General features: G+C 62.6%; 16 protein-coding genes and 1 pseudogene. 8 read left to right on the top strand and 9 right to left on the bottom strand.

Annotated features, from left to right (window positions below; genetic code table 11):
* Positions 1–13: 13 nt before the first annotated feature.
* Genes HY247_08035 through npdG form a run of 5 tightly spaced genes read left to right on the top strand, consistent with a single transcriptional unit; the run spans position 14 to position 3,725 of the window.
* On the top strand, positions 14–850 hold the full coding sequence (locus tag HY247_08035) for an ABC transporter ATP-binding protein (GenBank protein ID QQG48669.1): 837 nt from the start codon (positions 14–16) through the stop codon (positions 848–850).
* Positions 847–1,653: an ABC transporter ATP-binding protein gene (locus HY247_08030; protein QQG48668.1), complete on the top strand. Its 807-nt coding sequence runs from the start codon at positions 847–849 to the stop codon at positions 1,651–1,653. Before HY247_08035 ends, HY247_08030 begins: the two co-directional genes overlap by 4 nt.
* A 1-nt stretch (position 1,654) precedes the next feature.
* On the top strand, positions 1,655–2,401 hold the full coding sequence (locus tag HY247_08025; protein ID QQG48667.1) for an energy-coupling factor transporter transmembrane protein EcfT: 747 nt from the start codon (positions 1,655–1,657) through the stop codon (positions 2,399–2,401).
* On the top strand, positions 2,398–3,087 hold the full coding sequence (locus HY247_08020; GenBank protein ID QQG48666.1) for a heavy metal resistance protein CzcA: 690 nt from the start codon (positions 2,398–2,400) through the stop codon (positions 3,085–3,087). Before HY247_08025 ends, HY247_08020 begins: the two co-directional genes overlap by 4 nt.
* Complete coding sequence (gene npdG / locus HY247_08015) at positions 3,084–3,725, top strand: NADPH-dependent F420 reductase (protein QQG48665.1); 642 nt, start codon at positions 3,084–3,086, stop codon at positions 3,723–3,725. The genes HY247_08020 and npdG overlap by 4 nt, the downstream gene beginning before the upstream one ends.
* On the opposite strand, the gene HY247_08010 is transcribed toward npdG, so the two are convergent.
* Genes HY247_08010 through HY247_07995 form a run of 4 tightly spaced genes read right to left on the bottom strand, consistent with a single transcriptional unit; the run spans position 3,707 to position 8,899 of the window.
* On the bottom strand, positions 3,707–4,237 hold the full coding sequence (locus HY247_08010; GenBank protein ID QQG48664.1) for a flavin reductase family protein: 531 nt from the start codon (positions 4,235–4,237) through the stop codon (positions 3,707–3,709). The genes npdG and HY247_08010 overlap by 19 nt on opposite strands.
* Positions 4,238–4,277: 40 nt before the next feature.
* Positions 4,278–4,940 (bottom strand): hypothetical protein, encoded by a 663-nt coding sequence (locus HY247_08005; protein ID QQG48663.1) that lies wholly within the window; start codon positions 4,938–4,940, stop codon positions 4,278–4,280.
* A gap of 27 nt (positions 4,941–4,967) precedes the next feature.
* Positions 4,968–7,160 carry an elongation factor EF-2 gene (locus HY247_08000; protein QQG48662.1) on the bottom strand — a complete coding sequence of 731 codons (2,193 nt, stop codon included), beginning with the start codon at positions 7,158–7,160 and terminating at the stop codon, positions 4,968–4,970.
* Positions 7,161–7,216: 56 nt separating this feature from the next.
* A complete protein-coding gene (locus HY247_07995; protein ID QQG48661.1) occupies positions 7,217–8,899 on the bottom strand; it encodes an MFS transporter in 1,683 nt (560 codons plus the stop codon).
* A gap of 131 nt (positions 8,900–9,030) precedes the next feature.
* On the opposite strand from HY247_07995, the pseudogene HY247_07990 reads away from it, so the two are divergent.
* A pseudogene (locus tag HY247_07990) lies at positions 9,031–9,563 on the top strand (NAD(P)H-dependent oxidoreductase).
* A gap of 1 nt (position 9,564) precedes the next feature.
* Here HY247_07990 and HY247_07985 read toward each other — a convergent pair.
* From HY247_07985 to HY247_07965, 5 genes are all read right to left on the bottom strand, one after another.
* On the bottom strand, positions 9,565–10,566 hold the full coding sequence (locus HY247_07985) for a hypothetical protein (protein QQG48660.1): 1,002 nt from the start codon (positions 10,564–10,566) through the stop codon (positions 9,565–9,567).
* Positions 10,566–11,567, bottom strand: a complete 1,002-nt coding sequence (locus HY247_07980; GenBank protein ID QQG48659.1) for a hypothetical protein — start codon at positions 11,565–11,567, stop codon at positions 10,566–10,568. The genes HY247_07985 and HY247_07980 overlap by 1 nt, the downstream gene beginning before the upstream one ends.
* Positions 11,567–12,778 (bottom strand): hypothetical protein, encoded by a 1,212-nt coding sequence (locus HY247_07975; protein QQG48658.1) that lies wholly within the window; start codon positions 12,776–12,778, stop codon positions 11,567–11,569. Before HY247_07975 ends, HY247_07980 begins: the two co-directional genes overlap by 1 nt.
* Positions 12,779–12,845: 67 nt before the next feature.
* On the bottom strand, positions 12,846–13,742 hold the full coding sequence (gene rocF / locus HY247_07970) for an arginase (protein QQG49596.1): 897 nt from the start codon (positions 13,740–13,742) through the stop codon (positions 12,846–12,848).
* 69 nt (positions 13,743–13,811) lie between these two features.
* The gene (locus HY247_07965) at positions 13,812–14,747 is read right to left on the bottom strand and encodes an LLM class flavin-dependent oxidoreductase (protein QQG48657.1); all 936 of its coding nucleotides are present in this window, start codon (positions 14,745–14,747) and stop codon (positions 13,812–13,814) included.
* 99 nt (positions 14,748–14,846) lie between these two features.
* Between HY247_07965 and HY247_07960 the strand changes: the two genes are divergently transcribed.
* Positions 14,847–15,065 carry a hypothetical protein gene (locus HY247_07960; protein QQG48656.1) on the top strand — a complete coding sequence of 73 codons (219 nt, stop codon included), beginning with the start codon at positions 14,847–14,849 and terminating at the stop codon, positions 15,063–15,065.
* Between the two features lie 55 nt (positions 15,066–15,120).
* Complete coding sequence (locus HY247_07955; GenBank protein ID QQG48655.1) at positions 15,121–15,375, top strand: transcriptional regulator; 255 nt, start codon at positions 15,121–15,123, stop codon at positions 15,373–15,375.
* The last annotated feature ends 34 nt before the right edge of the window (positions 15,376–15,409 follow it).

Raw genomic sequence — 15,409 nt, 5'->3', positions numbered from 1 at the left:
CACCTTGGGGGAATTGCTCGAGATAGAAGGTCTGAGCTTCAGGTACGCCGACGCGCCGAGAGCTGCTGTCGCGGGGTTCGACCTCAAGGTCCGGGAGGGGGAGATCGTCGTCCTCGCTGGCCCCTCGGGCTGCGGCAAGTCGACGCTGCTCAGGGCGGTCAACGGCCTGATACCCCACATGTACTCGGGGGAGTACAAGGGAGACGTGAGGGTCGGGGGGACCCCGGTCCGCGACGCCTCGATGAAGGACCTGGCGCAGACGGTCGGTTTCCTCTTTCAGAACCCTGAGAACCAGATATTCATGTTCACGGTCGAGAGGGACGTGGCCTTCGGGCTCGAGAACCTCGGCGTAGGCAGGCCGGAGATGAGAGAGCGGGTTGACGAGGCGCTGGGTCTCCTGGGGATAGAGGACATCGCTCAGAGGGCCCCCTACGAGCTCTCCGACGGGCAGAAGCAGAGGGTGGCGCTGGCCGGGGTCCTCGCCATGAGGCCGAGGCTCGTGATCCTCGACGAGCCGACGTCGCTGCTCGACCCAAAGACGGCAGGTGAGCTCGTGGGGCTCGTTGCGAGCCTGAGGAGGGAGGTGGGGACTTCTTTCCTTGTCGTGGAGCACAGGCTCGAACTCCTGGTCGGGGTCGCAGACAGGGTGGTCGTGATGAGCGAGGGGGCCAAGGTCATGGAAGGGAGCCCGGGCGAAGTCCTCTTGGGCGGGGAGTCGGAGAAGTACGGGGTGTCCGTCCCCGCTCTCGTCGAGGTGCAGAGGATGCTGAGGGCCGACGGCGTCCAGCTGGGGGAAAGGCCACTGGGCGCCCGTGAGCTCGCTCGGGCGTTGGAGAGTGCGCGGAAGTGATCGAGTTCAGAGGGGTGACGTTCATACATCAGAACGGGGTGAAGGCCCTGGACTCGGTGAGCCTGGCAGTAAGCCCGGGCGAGACCGTCGCCATCGTGGGGGAGAACGGGGCAGGCAAGACCACCTTGGTCAAGCACGTGACCGGTCTCCTGAAGCCGACAGAAGGCTCGGTCCTGGTCGACGGGAGGGACACGCGGGAGCAGAGCACGGCTCAGCTCTCAAGGAAAGTCGGGGTCGCCTTCCAGAATCCGGACCACCAGCTCTTCTCAGAGACGGTAGAGAAGGAGATGGCCTTCGCCCTCCAGAACTTCGGTTTCCCGCAGGGGTCGGTCGAAAAGAGGATTACTCGCGGGCTCGGCCTCTTCGGTCTCGAGCAGTACAGGAACGTGTCTCCCCTTGTGCTCAGCGGCGGGGAGAAGAAGCGGCTGACCCTCGCCTGCATCCTTGCTTGGGACCCGGAGGTCGTGATCCTGGACGAGCCAACTGTCGGACAGGACGCGATTCAGAAGGAGAAGCTCGCCGGCACGATACGAATGCTCAGTTCGGCGGGGAAGACCGTGATCGTGGTCTCGCACGACATCGAGTTCCTCTGGCCGATGCAGCCGAGGGTCGTAGTAATGAAGAGAGGGAGGGTCGTAGCCGACGGACCCGCGAAGGCCGTGATGCTCCAGAAGGAGCTGTTGGATTCAGCCCGGGTCGTCCAGCCGCAGCTCGTTGCGCTCTTCGAGGAACTCGCGGGCGGGCCGGGAATTCCCTTCGTGGACCCCCTGGACGTTCGAAGATGGGAGGGAGGTCGACGCTAGGATGATGTGGCTCAGCGGGGGGTTCGTGTTCAGGAGGGGGACCTCGGTCTACCACCGCCTCGACCCCCGGGTGAAGCTGCTCATCTCGGCCCTGCTCTTTACTACGACCCTGCTCGCGAAGTACCTCTACGAGCTGGGCCTCGTGATCCTGTTCATGGTCGCTCTCTCGGTGGTCGCGTCGATCCTCAGGAGGATTGCGAGGACGATGGCCCTCACCGCGACCTTTTCGGCCTTCATCTTCCTCATCAACCTCTTCGTCTCGAGGAACTTTGCGACCTCAGAGCTCTATGCACTGAGGTTCGTGGCCATCGTTGCCTCGACGAGCCTCTTCTTCCTCACGACATCGCCAGACGAGCTCGAGCAGGTGATGAAGACGTTCAGGCTCCCCAGGGACGTTGTCTTCGCCTTCGTGACTGCCGTCAGGTTCATCCCGGTCATGATGCTCGACACCCTTCAGATCATGGACGCGCAGAAGTCCAGGGGACTCGAGCTGGAGAAGGGGAACATCCTGAGGCGGGCGAGGAACATGGTCCCGATTCTCATCCCCCTCGTGGTCAACTCTGTGATCAGGAGCGGAGAGCTGGCCGAGGCGATGGAGTCAAGGGGCTACGGGGCCGTCGCGAGGCCCACCTCCCTGGTCGAGTACAGGACGAGCTGGAGGGACAGGTTCGTCGCCCTGGCCGCGGTGGTGCTCTTCATCCTGACCGCCTACTCCTTTTATTTTGTCCTGCCTGCCGAGCTCGCATGATACCGGCGAGGGTCGTGGCGGACGAGAGGGAGAAGGCGAGCGGCGTCCCTGAAGAGCTGTCGAAGCTGAACGTAAGGGTCTACTTCAGCCAGCTCCCAGTCGCCGATTACGTGCTCAACCCTGAGATCGCCGTGGAGCGAAAGTCGGTGAGGGACCTGGTCTCCTCGGTCTACGACTCGCGGATCTTCTCCCAGGCGGCCAGGATCTCGGCGGCCTACGCGAAGCCCTTCCTCCTCGTCGAAGGCGACTCCACGGAGGTCGAGGGCCTGGTCAAGAACGTGAAGTCGTTCTATGGCGCCATTGCAAACGTCACCCTCGCCTACGGGCTCAGGCTTCTGTACACCGCCAACCCAAAGGAGACGGCTGCCGCCATCTCCGAGCTGCTGGTGCATGCGAGGGCCAAGCCGCTCGCGACGATGCCGCCGGAGCTCTCACCAAAGGGCAAGAGCCTCCACATGCAGCAGGTCTATCTCGTGTCCTCGCTTCCAGGAGTTGGGAGGAGGCTGGCGGAGAGGCTACTCTCTAAGTACGGGACGCCCAGGAAGATAATGAGCCTGACGCCGGGCGAGCTCGCGATGACGCAGGGCATAGGATGGAAGAGGGCGGAGAAGATCAAGGAGGCCCTTGACGCGAAGTTTACAAAGAGCCCTGCGTCGATTCGCGACCAGACGAAGCTGGAAGAGTGAAGGTCGCGATAATCGGGGGGACCGGTAAGATGGGCATCGGCTTGGGGACACAGCTGGCGAAGAGCCATGAGGTCCTGATCGGGTCGAGGGACCCTGCGAAGGCCAACGCAGCAGCGGCAGGAATCAAGGGAGCCAGGGGGACTGACTACACCACAGCCGCCAAGGAGGCCGACGTGGCCATAATCGCGATTCCTTTCTCTGCCATCGACTCCGTGGACCACCTGGCAGGGCCGCTTTCGGGGAAGCTCGTCATCTCGATCGTCAACCCAATCAAGCTGGAAGGTGACAGGCTCGTCTATGGACTCAAGTCAGGCTCGGCAGCGGAAGCCCTTGCCAAGAGGCTCCCAAGGAGCAAAGTAGCGACTGCGTTCAACAACGTGACAGCGGGATTCTTCAAGAGCGCCCGGGCCGCCGAACTCGACGTTCTCATTGCAGCGGACTCGATGGAGACCTTCCAGGCTGCCGCCCAGCTGGTCAGAAGCATACCAGGCCTCAGGCCACTCTACGCGGGCCCGCTCTCTGAGGCGCAGACGGTCGAGAGGGTCACGCCCCTGATCCTCAACTTGGCGAGGTACAACGACACGGGCAGCCTCTCGACCAAGTTCGTTTCTCAGAGAGATCAGAAAGGTCCGTCGTAGGAGGTCAAGCCACTCATCCAGCCAGCGTACAAGAGAGGGCTGTACTTCGTGTAATCCCAACTAGAGGCGAAGGCATTCCCCGCGTTCGAAGAGACAATCCGCCCAACCACCACCGCATGATCTCCAATATTGATCGAGTCGACAACCTTGCACTCGAGGGTCGCAGCTGCCTCCTTGATGACAGGCGCTTTCACTTTCCTCCCGGGCGAGTGCCCGAGCCCCGCGGAAGCGAGCTTGTCCCGGACCTTGGAGCCGCTGTGGGCCGCCAGCGCCTCGACCGACTCCCGGTGACTCCGGTCCAGGACGGAAAGAGAAAACGCATGGGACTTCAAAGCGAGGCGCAGAGTGTAACTTCGCTCCGCACAGGAGACCATGACGGTGGGGGGCTTTGAGGCTGCGGCTAGGTACGAGACGACGGCCATTCCCGAGACCCTCCCCTGGTGGGAGGCTGCGAAGACCACAGGGACCTGAGGGTAGAAGAGCCTGTGGACCAGCTCCGGCGGCACCTTCACAGGGGCGCAGGAGCGGCGCTCGCTTGTAAAGTCGCAGCCGTCAGCTGACTGTGAAGTAGACGAAGGTCACGTCTCCCCATTCGTCTTCAGCTACCACAGTGTAGGTGCCCGGCACGAAGCTCGGCTGGTCGGCGGACCCAGGCGAGAAAGGGTTGCTCGTCTGGAGGCCCCATGTCTGGCTTGAGTTCGCTCCGACCGCTATGGCACGCGAGCCATGGGGGGAGATCAGGAAGTACTCAGGCACGACCCATGCAAAGCATGTTTGGCTGGGCGTTCGAAAGGGGAGCAGCGACTCCTTTTTGAAGTCCTCCAGGGTGTAGTGACCGCGCATCACGCCGATGCCAAAGGGCCATCCCTGAGCGCAGGTGGGCCTTACGAGCTGTCCTTCAAACCCCTGCCATGTGTTCGCAACCGTCAGGTTCAGGATCTGGTTGGATGTGCTGTTGATCCAAGCCGTGATGGTCACTCCGCCTGTCCTGGAGACAGTCGTCGAGTTGATGGCAAGTGTCATCTCAAACCCAAGTGGGGAGTCGACCGAGGAAGTCCTTGATTGGGCGGTATCCTGGGGGTTCAGGTAGGGAGGGATGAACAAGGCGGCGAAGATCGTCAGCACGATCGCCGCGAGCACGAGAGACATGGTCCTGACGTTTCGCTTGTACTCTACATCTTCCTCTCCGGCTGAGGGCCCCGCAGGCTTGGACAACGCTCGCTCCTAGAGCAAGGAGGAGGCCTACTCCCTGTCGATGAACTCTTCGGCCTTCGGCGGGTCCGGAGGGAGCCCCTTGCGCTTCCTGATCTCCGTGACCAAGCCCCACAGCATGTTCTGGGGCACCGCCTGCCACGTCTTGAAGTGGGTGTTCCAGACCGCCTTTCCTGCGGTCGCACCGCGCATCTTCTCGCTGAGGTCGAAGGTCTCGGAGGCCGGGATCTCGCCTTCCACGACTGTCATTACCTCCCTCTGGTCTATCTTGACGAGCTTCCCTCTCTTCGAGCTGATCACGCCGGTGACAGCCCCGATCAGGTCGGAGGGCCCCTTGACCTCGATGCCGAGGATCGGCTCGAGCAGGGTGGGGTTGGCAGAGAGCATGCTGCCCAGGATCGCACGCCTGGAGGCGGGCATCAGCTGCGCGTACGTGCGGTGGGCAGCGTCCTCGTGGGGGACGAAGTTGGTCAGGACGACCTTGACCCCCCTTGTGAACTCGTATGCAAGCGGCCCGTTCTTCATGATGTCATCGAAGCCCGCCCTGATCGAGTCCATCGACTCCTGGAGGAACTGCACACCCTTGGTCACCTCGGTCATGAGGTTACCTCGCTCGTCCACCGCCTGGAAGTTCCGGGCCTGGTCGGGGTCCCATCCTTGGTCTCTCAGGACCTTGATTACTGTCTTCTTCTCGACGTTCTCGCTGATCGACCCGTTCCTGATCAATTCGATCACCTGCGGCTCGAGGGGCTCCACCTCCACGAAGATCTTGTTGTGCCTGTTGGGAGAGCGAGACATGATCGGGCCCGCGCGGGACCTGATCGTCTCCCTGTAGTTGATGATCGGGGGAGAGGTGATTATCTCGAGGCCGGCCTGCTGGATCATGGTCGTCGCTATCTCGAGGTGCAAGACTCCCATCCCAGACATCAGGGTCTCGCCCGACTCCTGGTTGATCGTGACCACGAGGTTCGGGTCCTCGATGTTGAGCCTGCGCATCACCTCGACGAGCTTGGGGAGGTCGCGCGGGTACTTCGCCTCCACGGCCACGGTGACAACCGGCTCGCTCACGTAGTGGATCGACTCGAAGGTCGCGACGCCTTTCTGGTTCGCTATAGTCTCGCCCGACCTGATGTCGAGGCCGAGCAATGCCGGGATGTTCCCTGCAGGCAGGGAGTCCACGATCTCGCGCTGGAATCCCATGAATAACTGGACGGACTGGATCTTGCCTTCGCGCTTCGAGTTGAGGAGGTACACGGTGTCCCCGTTCGATACGATTCCCGAAAAGAGGCGCCCGGTCGCGACCAGCCCTGCTGCCGGGTCGACCACGACGTTGGTGACCATCATCACAGTGGGGCCGTTGTCGTCGCACGCGATTAGGGCCTTGCCGACTTCGCTGTTGAGGTCGCCCTGGGCCCAGATCTTGGGGATCCTGTACGCTTGGGCGACGTGTGGCGGCGGGTGGTGCTTGACTACCATTCCCAGGAGTGCCTCGTGGAGCGGCAGCTTCTTGCCGAGGGTCTCGGGGGACATCTCCGAGTAGGCATTGATGATGTCCTTGAAGCCCATCCCCGCTGCCTTCGCGATGTCGGAGTTGATGCCCCACCTGTCCTTCGAGGACCCGAACGCTACCTGGCCGTCCTGTATGGAGACCTTCCACTTCTGCTTGTACTCCGGCTCAGCGTAAGTCTCGATGAGGCGGTTGAACTCTTTGATGATGTTGAAGAGCCACTCTTGCATCTTCTCGGGGGAGAGCCTGAGCTCCTTGATCAGGCGGTCAATCTTGTTGATGTACACGACCGGGCGGACGCGCTCCTCGAGTGCCTGCCTCAGGACTGTGTCCGTCTGCGTCATGATCCCTTCGACCGCGTCGATCACCACTATGGCCCCGTCGACGGCCCTGAGGCTCCTCGTGACCTTGCCCGTGAAGTCGATGTGGCCGGGCGTGTCGATCAGGTTGATGACGTACGCCTTCCCCTCCTGCTCGTAGTAGAGCGTGACATTGGCGGCCTTGATAGTCATCTGTCGCTGCTGCTCGAGCTCCATGTAGTCCAGTGCCAGGGCCTGGCCAGCCACGGAGGGGGAGAGCATCCCGCAGGCGGCGAGCAGCGAGTCCGAGGTCGTAGTCTTGCCGTGGTCCACGTGGGCTATGATCCCGAGGTTGCGGATCTGCTCCTTGTTGTGGACTATTTTGAGTGCCTCTGCGGTCGTCTTGAACTTCGGCATGAATGCTTCAGCTTTCGTTTCGACCCGTCGGCTTTTGGGTTAAGAAGGTTTCCGTCTCAAGTGGGCCGTTGGGCCTGTTTCTGGGCCCCGGGTGACTGCTCGGTTATCGGGATTGGAGGCGGCTTCATCTCTGGCCTTGCTTCGCCGGCCATTATTGCGTCCCGCGCTGCGACCTGCTCTCTGAACGACCCTTTCACCAGGACCCCTGCGACGACCGCGACCACCGCGAAGCCGAGGCTCACCCAGAAGATCGGGGTGACCGAGAGGGCGAAGGCGGACCTCAGCTCAGGGACTATGGTCGCCCAGGGCACCTGCGGGAAGGCGGTCTCCGCCTTTTGGAGCTCTGTGGACGAAGCCAGGACCCTTCCCACCGCGTTTGGGTCGCCGAAGAAGGCGGCGGCCTGGTGTTGGTACTGGGAAGGTATCTGCTGGATGACTGTCGTAAGCCGCGCCCCGAAGGCGTTGGCCTGGAGGGCCCCGAGGATGGAGAGGCCGATGGTGCCCCCGAGGTTCCTCGTGAACTGGGCCAGCGAGGAGGCTATCCCGATCTGCCTGCGGGGGACGGAGTACTGCACAGCGAGTATTACGACCGGAAAGGTCGTGCCGAGGCCCAGTCCCATCACTGCCCCGTCCTCCATCACCTGAGTGAAGCTCGATGAGGAGTTGATCGAAGTGAGGAGGAAGAGTCCCGCGCAGAGGACCACGAGGCCCACCGAGAGTACCTGTCGGTATCCCGCGGAGCGCGTGCTCAGCTGTCCTGCGAAGACGGCGCCTATGACGAGGGGGATCATGAACGCGTAGAGGACGTTGCGCCCGTCGTCGATCGTGCCTCCTAGGCCGGCCTGGACGAAGAGAGGGACGTAGCTGATGACGGCGTACATCGAGACCCCCGTCAGGAATGCGACGGAGGTAGCCGCCGAGATGGTACGGATCTTGAAGAGGCCCAGGGGTACGATGGGCTCCAGCGCCCTCCGCTCGACTATCATGAAGAGCGCGAAGAAGAATATCGCCGACCCGAAGAGCGCGACTTCTTGCCACGAGTACCACCCGAAGCTGGTTCCGCCGCTCAGGAATCCCAGCATGAAGAAGGTAATCCACGCCGTCAGGCTGGTGACCCCCAGCCAGTCGACCACCGGCTTGGCGGTCGAGTCCCTTGACTCCTTGAGGGCAAGGGCAAGGAATGCGATCGAGAGCACGCCGAGGGGCAGGTTGACGTAGAAGATCCATCTCCAGCTGAGGGTCTGCACGATGTAAGACCCGGCCGTAGGCCCGAGGACGGCCGACATTCCGAAGACGCTGGCGAAGACTCCCTGAATCCGGCCCCTCTGCGCCGGGGGGAAGACGGCGCCCGCCACGGCGATCGCGATTGGGAAGAAGGCCCCGCTCCCGATTCCCTGTATAGCCCTGAAGATGATCAGCTGGTTGATGTCCTGGGCGGCTCCCGAGAGCGCGGACCCTCCCATGAAGATCAGAAGACCAAGCATCAGGAACTTCCTGCGGCCGTAGAGGTCCGAGAGCTTCCCGAAGATGGGCATCGAGACCGTCTGGGTGAGGATATAGGCGCTGAAGACCCACGCATACAGGGTGAGCCCGTTCAGGTCCACGATTATCCTCGGCGCGGCAGTCGCCACGATCGTCTGGTCGAGGGCGCCGAGCAGGAGCCCGGTCAGCAGGCCTGCCACGATGAGTATCAGGGACCTTCGGGAGAATTGGGGTGCGTTAGACCCAGTGCTGTTCAACTTCTGGCCGGCGCACGATTCTCCGTATTTACACCTATCGGGGTTCAAAGCAGGCTCAGATTGTTTCATAAGCAGGCCCTCGTCGCGGCGAGAAGTTGTCGGTGCAGGGGCGGACCATCAAGGTCGTCGGGATGTCTGGGAGCTCGAGGAAAGGGTCCTACAACACCGCCCTACTGGCCGCAGCGAAGGAGTTCCTGCCGGAGGGAGTGTCGCTGGAAGTGCTCGACATCACCGGATTCCCGATCTACAATTCCGACCTGGAGAAGGACATGCCCGAGAACGTCGTGGCATTCAAGCAGAAGATCCGCGACTCGGACGCGGTCCTCTTCGCTACCCCGGAGTTCAACTACTCGGTCCGGCCCTTCTCAAGAACGCGATCGAGTGGGGGAACAGGCCCGACGGGGACAACTCGTGGGAAGGGAAGCCGGCGGCCATGGTCAGCGCCTCGTCAGGGCCGAGGGGCGGAGCAAGAGGCCAGCTTCATCTGAGGCACATCATGGTCGACCTCAACATGCACCCGGTCAATCAACCCCAGGTCTATGTCTCGAGGGCGTCTCAGGCGTTCGACAAGGACATGAAGCTCACGGACGAGACGATGAGGAAGCAGCTGGCAAAGCTCATGGTGGCGCTCGCCGAGTGGGCCGAGAAACTGAGACTGGACTGACCTAACCGTAGATTGCCGCAAGGGCCCTCGCCTGTGGACGGCTGAGCTCCACCTTCGCCCCTCCGAGGCTCTCGAGGCGGAGCGACGGGCCTTTCACAGAAAGCGAGCCCAGGCGCTCTCCGAAGGGCTCGCCCTTGGCCGCACTGAACGACTCCAGGAACCCGGACGCCTCGTCAGGGCCTGCCAACATCCCCCTCTTGGCCAGTACTTCCAGGACCTCCCAGGTCAGGTGGCCCGCGGCGCTCTTTGATTGCGCGGTTGGGATCACCAAGCCGCGGACCTCCCGGTCGGTGGCTCCGAACTCTCCCGTCTTTACGATGAGGCCCCGCTCAGCGTCCAAGACGATCATGTCCCCGCGTTGGGCCAGAGGCGACTTCGCGCCGACCAACCTCTCGAGGGGCCGCGAGAAGTCATTCTTCAACTGCCCCGAGTCAAGAGGGAGGAGGAAGGCCCTTCCCCTGAGCGACGCCGCGGTGTTCCTCAAGGAAGCGAGGGCCTTCTGTTCGGCGGACCTCCGACCGAGCGCGGGCACCCTCGCGACCGCGAAGGAGCGCCCAGGGAGGAAGATCATCACTCCTCGAAAGCTCGAGAGAGACCTTGCGAGAGGGTCGGTGGCGGGCTTGAGCTCGGCGAGCGCGCACCAGAGCAAGGGGCACCAGGCGGACCGGCACAGGATGGACCCTGGAACCTCGGCGTAGTTCCAAAGCCCCCGTCCGAGGCCGAGGAGAGGCCCCAGGAGCAAAAGAGCGGCAAGGGAGAAGAAGACCAGGACCGAGAAGGCCCCTCCGGAGGCGAGCGACGCGAGACCAAGGAGACCGAATGCGATTCCTAGCGTCCCTCTCGACAAAGGGACGACCGCTCGTCCACGACCTGTCGGGTTGCTCCCCCGATTGACCGCCGGCAGGAACCCAAGAAGGAAGCAAATCGCGCCGACGGGCCAGAGGCCGAACCCGAAGGACGCTAGCCCCAGGACAAGGAGAAGGGCCCTCTTCCCCCACCCCATCAGTGAAACCCTTCCTCGTCTATGTTCGCATAGCCGAACTTCGAGTACTCCTGCATCGCAGGGTGGCGGGCCACCCAGAAGGCACGACCGTGCTCGGTCTTTTCGTCCTCGTTCTCCGACTCAGCCTCCCCGTTCCTCTTCGCCCCGCTCTTCGTGAGCTCGAGAGAGAACTTCGCTTCGTGCCCCAGTATTACCCCGCCGTAGGGCCTCCTGTTCCATGCCTTGATCGGGTCTATGGAGACGTGGCTTACCACGAGGACGGCAATGTCAAACTCGACGCAGAGACGCTGGGCGTGCGAGAGGAGCATGGCCATGCCCGCGCTCCTCGCTGGAAGGTCCTGCGTGCTGGGGAAGGAGGACTTGAAGGGAGCGGAGATCGAGTCGTAGACCAGCAGCTTGGCCCCCGTCTGCTGGATGAGGGAGTGCAGGACCGACTCGTACGTTGGGGTCTGCCTCAGCCTGAGCTCGACCCTGCCGCCCGGTGACACCTCCTTGACCGCGTCGACGCCGTGCAGGTTCAGCAGGTCTACAACCTCAGGTGTCTGGAGGAGGAAGACAGCCGGGCCTTGATTGGGGACATCGACCGCGAAGGATGGCGACAGGATGTCGGCTATGGAGCCGAGGTGGGAGTCGGAATAGGCGATGCCCATGCGGTCGAGGGCGGATGAGACTGCGGTGATCAGCTCGCCTCTCGAAGCGCCTTTTCTCTTCCCAGTCTGCTTCGCGACTCTCTCCAGCTTCAGGTCGAAGGTTCCCAGCTCCTTCCCGAAGCGCTTGGCCATTCCCTCCTTGCGATATGGCAGGAGGTAGCTCAAGTATGACTTCTCGGTGTCGAGGATGACCGCGCTGCGGCCCGAGCCGACAGTGGAGCAAGCGACCTGGTAGGAAAAGATGCTCTTGCCCAAAGCCTTCTCTCCGAAGACTTGGGTGATGGTCCCGGTCGGCAGGCCTCCCTCGAGGAGGTCGTCGACAGCCTTGCAGAGAGTGGGAATCTTCTCCATTATTTCCTCAGCTCCTCTAGGAGTCCATTCCCCTTCTCCGTCAGGGTGAAGGCAAAGACCTTCGGGCCAGAGCCCGACTCCTTGGGCTCAAGGAGCAGGCATCCGCGGGCCTCGAGGCGGTCGATTTCGGAACCTACGTCCGCGGGCAGGAACTCGGGCGCAAGGAACTGTACGACAGAGTCCCTGGTGGAGAGGGGGTACCTGCCCACCTCTTCCAACACCGTCTGGGTGAGTCCGGTGTCCGCGCTCCTCGAGGCCCGGCCTGACACGTACTCGGAAGTCTTGGTGACCAGGCGCCTCGGATAGAAGACGCTCGCCTTCCTAGACCTGAGGTCTTCGATGACGACTGAGCCCACGAGGACAGTAGCGGTCGCCGACTTCGAGTGCCAGGACTCGCTCGAGTGTACGCGAATGTAGCAAGCGTCCAAGAGCTGCCTGTCAAGCGTTAGGGGGAGTTCGCTCGATACAGCTAGGCCTACGCCGCTTGAGAGGAGCTCCAGCATGAGCCTCTGCCTGACGGAGGGGCGAGGATTGGCTCGGAAGAGCCGATGGGCCTCGGTGACCAGGATCAGGAGGCCACGTCCGCCTTCCTCCCTGGAAACAGCGAGGAGCTTCGCGAGGAAGAGGGCAGCGCCCAGCTCTGCGGCGAGCGGGTAGGGGGCCCTCTGAAAGTCAATGAGGGCCGAGGAGTGCAGGAGGCTTCCGATGACCCTGTCGTCAACGGCATCGAAGAGGCGAAGGGACCCTATGCGCCCCTTGAGCTTGTCGACATAAAAGCCCCTGAACCCCTCTACCTTGCCCATGATGTCGTAGATGGAGACCGGACTTGCCAGGTCGCCCTGCGAAGCGACCGCTTGAAGAGTCGATTCTATTATCGCCTCCTCCTCGACTGAGAGGTCCAGTGCCGCTGCGTACGCTGCGGCTATGAGCTGGGCGTGCCAAGGGCCGGGCTCGGCCAGGCGCACGGAGTCGTAGAGGAAGGTCCGGTAGTCGTAGGTGTCGAAATACCCCGACATCGTGTTGGCGAGGGAGCCTCCGAGGTCGAGAACGACTACTTCCTTCCCGGCCTCCTTGGCCGCCATGGCGAGGAGCCCGGCCATGTCTCCGGAGCGAGGGCCGAGGAGGGCGAGCCTAGTGCCCGGAGGACACTCTAGGCCGGCGCGGCCACCTGAAGGGGAGTGGCCGAGCCAGAGGCCCGGAGGAGATGACATGCCGCAGAGGGAGGAGCGAGGAATTAAGGCGGTTGCGCACCTTCGGTCCGGACCTGGGGTCAGTCCGCTACGCTATGATCTTCTTTCCGAATAGTGAGAGGATCAGCTCTACGGCGACCTCTGCGGTGTGGTTCGACGTGTCGAGGACCGGATTGACCTCCACGAACTCGGCTGAAGTGACCTTCCCCCAGTCGTAGAGCATCTCCATCGCGAGGTGAGCCTCTCTGTAGGTCAGGCCACCCCGCACCGGCGTTCCGGTCCCTGGTGCCTCTCGTGGATCGATGGCGTCGACGTCGAAGCTGACGTGCACCTGGTCTACACCTCTCCCCGCGACCTTGATCGCCTCCTCGATCACTCGCTTCATCCCCAGCTCGTCGATCTCGCGCATCGTGAAGACTGTCATCTTGGACGCGGAGATCGCCTTCGCCTCTTCGGGGTCGAAGCTGCGGCCACCGATGAGTACGGTGTTCGCTTCGAGAGCCTTGGGGAAGACGCCTCCCAGCCTGGCGAGCTTCGGGTGCCCGTATCCGAGGACGGCCGCGAGTGCCATCCCGTGTATGTTCCCGCTGGGGGTCGTGGCAGGAGTGTTGAAGTCGCCGTGGGCGTCGAGCCAGATCACCCCCCTCTTCGTCCCCTGGGAAGCGAGCCCCGCAGCGGTCCCGATGGAGGTGCTCTGGTCGCCCCCCAGGACGAGCGGGAAGTATCCCTGCCTGAGGCTTTCGGCCACCTTGACGGCGATGAGCTTGCACTCCCTGACGACGTCGTCCAGGTACCTCGCCTTCTTGTCCCCCAGCCTCGCGATCGACATGTCTGCCGCAGGGATGTTGCCAAAGTCCTCCACCTTGTGCCCGAGGTCCTCGAGGCGCTCTTGGAGCCTTGCGATGCGGATTACGCTGGGGCCCATGTCCACTCCTCTCCTCTCCTGCCCGAGGTCGACAGGCGCCCCTATGACTCCAATCTTCATGCCGCGGTCGGAGGGTCTCCTCCCGATGTACCTGGCTTTGGCGGGCGGCCTCTTCCGCTCCCCCACTCCCTAGACGCCTCCCTTGAGAGTCTCCGCGAGCAGTTCGAGCATGGCGGTGTTCTCCGGCGCGAGCAGTTGGAAGTAGAACCGCTCGATTCCCGCGTCGACCTTCCTCCCGACCTTTTCCAGGAATTCCTCAGGGCTTCCGACCGGGGCATCCCTTGCTTTCAGCCGGCTGAGGGTCTCCTGAGGGGATGCCTCGGACTTCAGCCAGGATGCCTGCATCCTCGCGAACGACTCGAGCTGACCAGGGTCCCTTCCCAACATGAACGGACCAGTTTCGGACACTACGACACTTCTGCCGTCGAGGGCCGAGTCGAAGGTCGCCTTGAGCAGCGAATATGTCTCAGGGGGAGATAGGAACACGTTCCACTCGTCCGCCCTCCGGGCCGCCATGGCTGCAAGGGGTTTGGACCTGCCCCCGATGATGACGTTCACCTTGCCGTCTGGCCGCGGGAGGCAGTCGGTGTGGGCTGAGAAATAGGAACCGTCGAAGTCGGCCCTCCCTTCGCGCACAAGCGAGGATATGACCGAAAAGGCCTCGTCGAACTGGCTCATCCTCTCCTTGAACGGCGGGAACGGGTAGCCGTGCGCCCTGTACTCAGATTCGTACCAGCCGGCCCCGACCGCGAGTTGGAGCCTCCCGCCGGAGAAGGAGTGGAGGGTGCATGCCATTCTCGCAAGCAGGGCGGGGTTCCTGAAGCCAATGGGAGTCACCATCGGGCCGAAGCGAAGGTCGGTCGTCGAGGCCGCGAGGGCCCCCAGGCTCGTCCAGCATTCAGGGGAGTCGACCCCTCTGCGGTTGTCAGTGGGTAGAAGGTGGTCGGACCTGAAAAGGTAGCCGAAGCCCAGCCTCTCGACGAGCCTCGCTGTCGAGACGACTTCCAGCATCGTCATGCCCATCTGCGGCTCGAGCATTATCCCGCAGTTCTTGATGGAGAGCATCTGTCGCCCCTGAGCAGAGACTCGCGGGTATTAGAGGGGCGCGCCTTGTGAGGACGCCATCCTCTCAAGGATAAATATCAAACCCGAAGTCATGGTGGCATGAAAGGGCGGATCCTGGGGGCGGCGATGGTGGTGGTCGGAGCTGCGATCATCATACTCCTGGTGAGCGTCCTGATCAGCATCATCATCTTCGTCTTGGAGGCCATCGCGCTCCTGATCGGAATCGTCCTGATAGTCGTCGGGGTCGCGCTGCTTTCGGGCAAGGGGCGGATGAGGGGACCGAGGTGGGGATGGACCCCTCCGATGTCCGGCACCTAGCGCACGCTGAACTTCGGCTCATCTTATATCTCGAACTTCGTCACACCTGAAGCGGATGAGGAGGCGCGAGCCGATTCTGATCTACATGGAACTGCTCGCGACCCTGCACGAGGGGGAACGCGGACCGACGAGGCTGGCTCAGGCGTGCAACCTCAACTACGGGAGGCTCGCGACTTTCACGAAGCCCCTGCTAGAGAGGGGCCTCATCAGGTCCCGACTAGTCGAGGGACAGGAGGTCCTGTCCATAACAGAAGAAGGGTACAAGGTTTACGGCGCCTGGCTGGAGGTCTGGCGTCGGCTGCCGCTGTAACTGACCTTAGGTCAGCACGTCTTTTATCTGCGGC

Source organism: archaeon (assembly GCA_016432545.1).
In the GTDB taxonomy this organism is placed as follows: Archaea; Thermoproteota; Nitrososphaeria; order Nitrososphaerales; family Gagatemarchaeaceae; genus UBA183.
This window is presented reverse-complemented; position numbering and strand designations above follow the sequence as displayed.

Coding starts and splice junctions, on each gene's coding strand:
- HY247_08025 (QQG48667.1), top strand. CDS start 1,655: ATGATGTGGCTCAGCGGGGGGTTCGTGTTCAGGAGGGGGACCTCGGTC.
- HY247_08020 (QQG48666.1), top strand. CDS start 2,398: ATGATACCGGCGAGGGTCGTGGCGGACGAGAGGGAGAAGGCGAGCGGC.
- HY247_08000 (QQG48662.1), bottom strand. CDS start 7,160: ATGCCGAAGTTCAAGACGACCGCAGAGGCACTCAAAATAGTCCACAAC.
- HY247_07985 (QQG48660.1), bottom strand. CDS start 10,566: ATGGGGTGGGGGAAGAGGGCCCTTCTCCTTGTCCTGGGGCTAGCGTCC.
- HY247_07980 (QQG48659.1), bottom strand. CDS start 11,567: ATGGAGAAGATTCCCACTCTCTGCAAGGCTGTCGACGACCTCCTCGAG.
- HY247_07975 (QQG48658.1), bottom strand. CDS start 12,778: ATGTCATCTCCTCCGGGCCTCTGGCTCGGCCACTCCCCTTCAGGTGGC.
- rocF (QQG49596.1), bottom strand. CDS start 13,742: ATGAAGATTGGAGTCATAGGGGCGCCTGTCGACCTCGGGCAGGAGAGG.
- HY247_07965 (QQG48657.1), bottom strand. CDS start 14,747: ATGCTCTCCATCAAGAACTGCGGGATAATGCTCGAGCCGCAGATGGGC.
- HY247_07960 (QQG48656.1), top strand. CDS start 14,847: ATGAAAGGGCGGATCCTGGGGGCGGCGATGGTGGTGGTCGGAGCTGCG.
- HY247_07955 (QQG48655.1), top strand. CDS start 15,121: ATGAGGAGGCGCGAGCCGATTCTGATCTACATGGAACTGCTCGCGACC.